Source organism: Microcystis sp. M53602_WE12, from assembly GCF_030065455.1.
Lineage (GTDB): Bacteria > Cyanobacteriota > Cyanobacteriia > Cyanobacteriales > Microcystaceae > Microcystis > Microcystis aeruginosa.
Genome location: NZ_JASJFB010000093.1, coordinates 1 through 5,726, shown reverse-complemented (window position 1 = coordinate 5,726; position 5,726 = coordinate 1). Strand labels below are relative to the sequence as shown.

The window sequence follows — 5,726 nt, the reverse complement described above, 5'->3', positions numbered from 1 at the left end:
GTGACGTATAGATCCCGTTCCAGATCCGCGAGGGTGAAGGTTTTACCGTCGTAAAAAAAGCGGGTAACTCGTTCATCCCCAGTGTAGTCCGAGCGCAGGCGATCGGGTTTCTCTACCCAGATGTTTTGATAGGCACTGTACTGAACTTTCGCCCCGGATTCGAGTACATCGTCATAGGTGACATCCATATTGACGGTGAACGATCGCTGTTTGGTTAAATTAGCACAGAGTTGCTCGATCACCTGTTCCGCCGTTTTTGGGCGGATTTCCTGGGATAGAGTCGGTATTTCCGCCAAGACTCCTGCGGCAGTGACCCAAGGCAAAAGTAAAGAAAGAATCGGCATGAAGCGAGGCATAATCATCTAATATTCCCCCAAGGCGATGGATTGTTTTGGTTAACGACCATTGTGTAAACTGACTAAACGAGCGATAAAAACGGCGGGATAGAGAACTCCAGTCATTCCTTCTAAATTGGCTAGAACTCTAGCGACTTTACTGGTAGGAACTATATCACCGTAGCCAACCGTGGCCAGGGTAGTAAAGCTGAAATGAAGTAGATCCGCCTGGTTGACGGTTTTAGCGGCGGAGCTAAAGGAATCGGGTTCAAAAATCTGGACGATACTATAAGCGGATGCCCAGAAAAATCCTAGGAGAAAATAGACACAAATTCCCCCTTTGATGATATCGGATGTTACCTGTTCGGCGAGAATTAATTCTAGTAAAATCGAGTACACGCATAAACTAACAAAAGCTAGAGAAATTAATGTACTAGATAGCTCGAACCAACGGTTGAAATCGCTATAAATAGGGATAATCGTGCTGAATGCTCGCAGGAGGAGGGCAATCAAAAACAGACCGATATTAAATCTTAAAGCCAATTTACTTCGATCGATCTGATAGACGGCGATGATCAGAGAGAGGGAGAAGAAAAAGAAAATCAGCCAATCTCCCAGGGGTAGATATACTAAAAACGGGTAAATAATGTAGAGCGAGAGCAGATTTGCCAGCAGCCGATTGTATTTATTTTCTGTTGCCCGCATCAATTGACGGAATTTCATAGCAGCGAACCTTTAATTGGTAATATTTCCTCCTGCTCATCAATTTTAAGGGTATTTATCTCCTATCTTCTTTCTAAATTTGCTTGCTTGAATAAACAGCGAGTTTCTATCTATTAGCCTCTAGAAGACTATTATAGAAGCTTGGCAAGAGCGATCGCTATCAAAAAATGGCAAACTTAGACTTATAGATTTTTATTAAGAATTGACCATAAATTTGAAAAAATATTGCGGATAACGAGCAACCCCTATTTCTTTCAATCAAGGAAAAAAGTCAGAGTCTGACGTTATTAACCCAGGTTCTTCGGTTTGTGTTATGCAATGGACGGGGGTTATAAGGGATGAAACCCTTATAGAGAAAGATATTGCTGCGATTTTTGCCAATTATTTTCGATCTAGAACGAACTAATCAATTAAGTCTCTTGCCAGATAAGGATTTAAAGGATTTAGTCGATTTATGTCACCTGATCGAACCATACCAAGTAACGAAGAACCTTAACCCATAAAAGCCAAAAAACTCTACAATTAAGATTGGTGAGGTATAATGCCTATTGACAAGAGAATAATTCTTAATAATACTTAATAATTTTTAATAATTACGCTATCCTAAATCAGACAGAATGGATATCAATTTACAGCCCCTGATCAAGACTATTCCTTTTCACGATATCGATGAACTAGCGTCGCGGATGAGAGCTTTTCGTTGGGATATGATTCATCGACCGATCGAGGCGGGAACTTTCGAGGGGGAACTGTTCGTAGCTCAAGTCGGGGGCATACAATTCGCCCGACCGATTTACAATCGAGGAATTCGTTCTCAAGGGGATTCTCCTCCCGGGACAATCACCGTCGGCATACCCTTGTCCACACCCCAGGTGTTCAAGTGGCACGGGTATTCCTTATCGTCGAATTCCGCTCTCTTGCAGAAAAGTTCCAGGGGAATCGATCTGCTTCGATCGGGAAACTTCCCCCTCGCTCTGGTTACTATCGATATCGATTCTCTGTTTTCCCGGGCCGAACAAACCAATCGGCCCAGGGTAGTATCTTTAATTACGGATTCAACCCTTGCAATTCAACCAGAGCCGACTGTCCTGAGACGATTCCGCTCTCATTTAAGATATATTTTTGAGCTTTTCTGGAGACAACCCCAGACAATTCTACAGCCAGCTATGCAATCGCCGATCCGAGAGGATTTTATCTCTCTAGTTCTAGATGTACTCGATTCCCATCAAAACGATCCGCCCCTGCGCCCTTCAATACGACATCCCTACATTAAGCGAGCAGAGGAGATCTTACTGGACAATCTCGATCGCCCCCTCTCGATCCTCGATCTCTGTCAAGAACTGCACATTAGTGAACGTACCCTCCGTTACGGTTTTCAGGAATGTTTTGGCCTGGGACCTGCGACTTATCTCAAAATTCAACGTCTTAACGGGGTACGACGACAACTAAAAGCCTCTGCGGGTAGGGGAATTACCGTTAGTGCGATCGCCCTACAGTGGGGATTCTGGCACATGGGTCAATTTGCCAAAGATTATAAGAAAATGTTCGGTGAGTGTCCGTCGGCAACTTTGCGAGATAATTCTTTAACAAAATAAAAGTTAGATTTGCAGAATTTTGATAGTTTCTCCGAGCCTGCCAAAGTTAAATATTAGTAGTAAATATTGAATCCTAGCTTTCTTGGGTATGTGAGCGGGGTTTGTGCTTGGTTCGGAGAGTAAAAACGAGGAGCAATTCTCTGAACATCTCACGGGTTGACGCACAAAAATTAACCCCAGAAGAAACAGGAGAACTCGCTCCACTGCGAGCGATAATGACCAAGTCCCGCGCCAAAAATTAGAATTAGTGAGAACTTTGGTCACGGAAAAAGTCAAGGCGGGACAATTAAGGCTTAATTATCTTTAATCGTCCCCGAAGAGCCAATTTTAGAAAAACTTAACGGGAAAAACTATCATGTTGACAAAAACTTTCAGCTTTCTCTGGGCTGGTTTAATCCTCGGACTGACCTCGATGGCCGTTGTCGCCAGTACCAAAGATCAGGCTACCGAACTTCCGAAAAACTGTCAGTACCTCAAGGAAGTAGCCACTAATCAGACCCATATCCGCAAACAGATCGATGCCATAGGAAAGAATAACTTTAACACCGATTTCGCCGTTCCCTCCGGGGTGAAATTCGCCTCTTTTAAAGGGGTAATGGTTCCCGAAAACGATGGCAAATACGGAGTGACGATCAATCTCAAATATCCCGATAATTCAGTCAATAGCGCCTTCCAGAAAAATGTCGAAATGAAACGGGGCGAAACCTATTCTTTACCCTTCCAATCACCCACGGGTAGACAGCCCTATCAGATTAATTTTAATATTAACGGCATGAATAATAACGCCTACACGATCGCGGTAATGGCCTGTAAATAGGGCTTGCTGAATAAATCTAAAAACCTTGTTGGGTAAGACTTTTAGACTTTTTGGAAACCAAAAAGTGCCAGATCCCGGAGTGATCGGGTGGAAAATTCCGGGACTTTTTCCCTGAAAATTAGGTAATTGACCCCCTCAAAATCGCTAAAACCCTACACCCTACACCCTACACCCTACACCCCACACCCTGCCCCCAGGAAAAACTTTTTCAGCCAACCCTAAATAGCGATCGCTTTTATTGATAACCCTCTGGAGAGGCGAGGAAAAACGCGATCGCTCGCCGACAGGAAAGTTTTCCGCCAGGGCTAAAGGTCGAGGTCGCTTTTGAAGGGAAAGTCCCGCAAAAAAGACATTCCCACTCACGGATATTTAACGCTTTCTTGCCACCAATATTCCCACAACGCCGAACTTCGATGACAGGAGAAGAGATGAGGATGCCTACTCGATTAAATTTTTCTAGGGAGCGGTTTTCTCTACCCGGGTTAAAGCGCCTGCGATCCTATCGCTCGGCCTGGTTGCGGGGAGATATCATTGCGGGGATCACCGTGGCAGCCTATCTCGTTCCCCAATGTCTGGCCTATGCGGAACTGGCCGGAGTACAACCGATCGCCGGATTATGGGCGATCCTACCGCCGCTGCTCATCTATGCCCTGCTCGGTTCCTCACCACAACTCTCCGTCGGGCCAGAATCGACGACGGCAGTAATGACCGCCGCCGCTATCATGCCCCTCGTCGCGGGAGATAGTAGCAACTACGCCAGTCTGTGCAGTCTATTAGCCCTACTCGTGGGGAGCGTCTGCTGCGTCGCCGCTTTCGCCCGGTTGGGGTTTCTCGCCGATCTCCTCTCCAAACCGATCCTCGTCGGCTACATGGCCGGAGTAGCGGTGATCATGATCGTCGGTCAGTTGGGAAAAATTAGCGGGATGTCACTGAAAGCGGAATCGCTTTTCGGACAGATCGGGGAATTTTCGGGACATTTATCCGAGATTCACCCACCAACTCTGATTCTCGCCGCCGCTGTTCTAATTTTCCTGCTAGTGGTACAACGTCGCTTTCCCAATGCCCCCGGCCCTTTACTCGCGGTTCTACTGGCGACATCGGCAGTATATTTGTTCGATCTGAACGAGCGAGGCATCGCCGTGATCGGGGAAATTCCCGCCGGTTTACCGAGTTTGAAAGTACCGAGAGGTTTTTCTTCCCAGCAGCTCGTCTATTTACTCTCCTCGGCCATCGGTATCGCCCTCGTTGGCTATTCCGATAACGTCTTGACCGCCCGCGCCTTCGGGGCGAAAAACAACTATCGCATCGATGGCAATCAGGAATTACTCGCCCTGGGAGCGGTGAATATCGGTAACGGCATCATGCAAGGCTTTCCCGTCAGCAGTAGCGGCAGTCGCACGGCGATCGGCGATTCTCTGGGCAGTCGATCGCAACTGTTTTCCCTCGTGGCTTTTCTGATCGTGATTTTGGTACTTTTGTTCTTGCGCCCGCTGCTATCCCTGTTTCCGAAAGCGGCCCTGGGGGCGATCGTGATTTACGCCGCGCTCCGTCTGATCGAGATCTCGGAGTTCAACCGTCTGCGTTGTTTCAAAACCAGCGAGTTCCGATTGGCGCTCGTCACCATGTTCGGTGTCCTGGCCACCGATATCCTCGTCGGGGTGGGCGTTGCCGTGGGGTTATCGGTGGTCGATCTGTTCGCACGGCTGATGCGACCACACGATGCGGTTTTGGGGGAAGTGCCGAATCTGGCGGGCCTGCACGACATCGAGGATTGGCAGGGCGCGACGACGGTCCCCGGATTGGTTCTCTACCGTTACGACGCGCCCCTCTGTTTCGCCAACGCCGAGAATTTTCGGAAACGGGTAATAGCGGCGATCGAGGCGGAGAAAGTCCCCGTCGAGTGGTTCGTTCTCAACGCCGAAGCGATTCTAGATATCGATATTACGGCGGTCGATATGTTGAAAGAATTACATCGAGAATTAATCGGTAGTGGTATTACTTTTGCCATGGCGCGGGTGAAGCAAGATTTATATCAGCAATTAAAAAAAGGAGACCTATCCGAGACGATCTCGACCGAACGTATTTATCCAACCCTAGAGGAAGCGATCGAGGCGTTTCATCGGAAATTTTGGGTCTGAAACCCCGCCGTTCTAGGTTGGCTTTACGTTAGAATTAAAAGGCCAGTCTCGAAAACCAAGTGGACGGCGCAGCACCTTGAAAACTCGGCTTAGGGGGTTCCGACCAGAAAAGCTTGGC

General features: G+C 47.5%; 5 protein-coding genes and 1 pseudogene. 4 read left to right on the top strand and 2 right to left on the bottom strand.

Going from position 1 to position 5,726, the window contains the following annotated elements:
- Together PX482_RS04110 and PX482_RS04105 are read right to left on the bottom strand one after the other, a co-directional pair.
- Positions 1–362 (bottom strand): DUF2092 domain-containing protein (locus PX482_RS04110; protein WP_288122086.1); only part of this gene is annotated, 362 nt, incomplete at its 3' end.
- 33 nt (positions 363–395) lie between these two features.
- Positions 396–1,058 carry a potassium channel family protein gene (locus PX482_RS04105; RefSeq protein ID WP_002760400.1) on the bottom strand — a complete coding sequence of 221 codons (663 nt, stop codon included), beginning with the start codon at positions 1,056–1,058 and terminating at the stop codon, positions 396–398.
- A gap of 313 nt (positions 1,059–1,371) precedes the next feature.
- On the opposite strand from PX482_RS04105, the pseudogene PX482_RS04100 reads away from it, so the two are divergent.
- From PX482_RS04100 to PX482_RS04085, 4 genes and pseudogenes are all read left to right on the top strand, one after another.
- Positions 1,372–1,561 (top strand): annotated as a pseudogene (locus tag PX482_RS04100) (hypothetical protein).
- A 114-nt stretch (positions 1,562–1,675) separates the two neighbouring features.
- Positions 1,676–2,653 (top strand): helix-turn-helix domain-containing protein, encoded by a 978-nt coding sequence (locus tag PX482_RS04095; RefSeq protein ID WP_288059834.1) that lies wholly within the window; start codon positions 1,676–1,678, stop codon positions 2,651–2,653.
- A 355-nt stretch (positions 2,654–3,008) separates the two neighbouring features.
- The gene (locus PX482_RS04090) at positions 3,009–3,470 is read left to right on the top strand and encodes a hypothetical protein (protein ID WP_002780536.1); all 462 of its coding nucleotides are present in this window, start codon (positions 3,009–3,011) and stop codon (positions 3,468–3,470) included.
- A 434-nt stretch (positions 3,471–3,904) separates the two neighbouring features.
- Complete coding sequence (locus PX482_RS04085) at positions 3,905–5,608, top strand: SLC26/SulP family anion transporter (RefSeq protein ID WP_288094576.1); 1,704 nt, start codon at positions 3,905–3,907, stop codon at positions 5,606–5,608.
- The last annotated feature ends 118 nt before the right edge of the window (positions 5,609–5,726 follow it).

What these genes read in the sequence shown, in the direction of transcription:
- PX482_RS04090 (WP_002780536.1), top strand. Translation starts at nt 3,009, where the DNA reads ATGTTGACAAAAACTTTCAGCTTTCTCTGGGCTGGTTTAATCCTCGGA.
- PX482_RS04105 (WP_002760400.1), bottom strand. Translation starts at nt 1,058, where the DNA reads ATGAAATTCCGTCAATTGATGCGGGCAACAGAAAATAAATACAATCGG.
- PX482_RS04085 (WP_288094576.1), top strand. Translation starts at nt 3,905, where the DNA reads ATGCCTACTCGATTAAATTTTTCTAGGGAGCGGTTTTCTCTACCCGGG.
- PX482_RS04095 (WP_288059834.1), top strand. Translation starts at nt 1,676, where the DNA reads ATGGATATCAATTTACAGCCCCTGATCAAGACTATTCCTTTTCACGAT.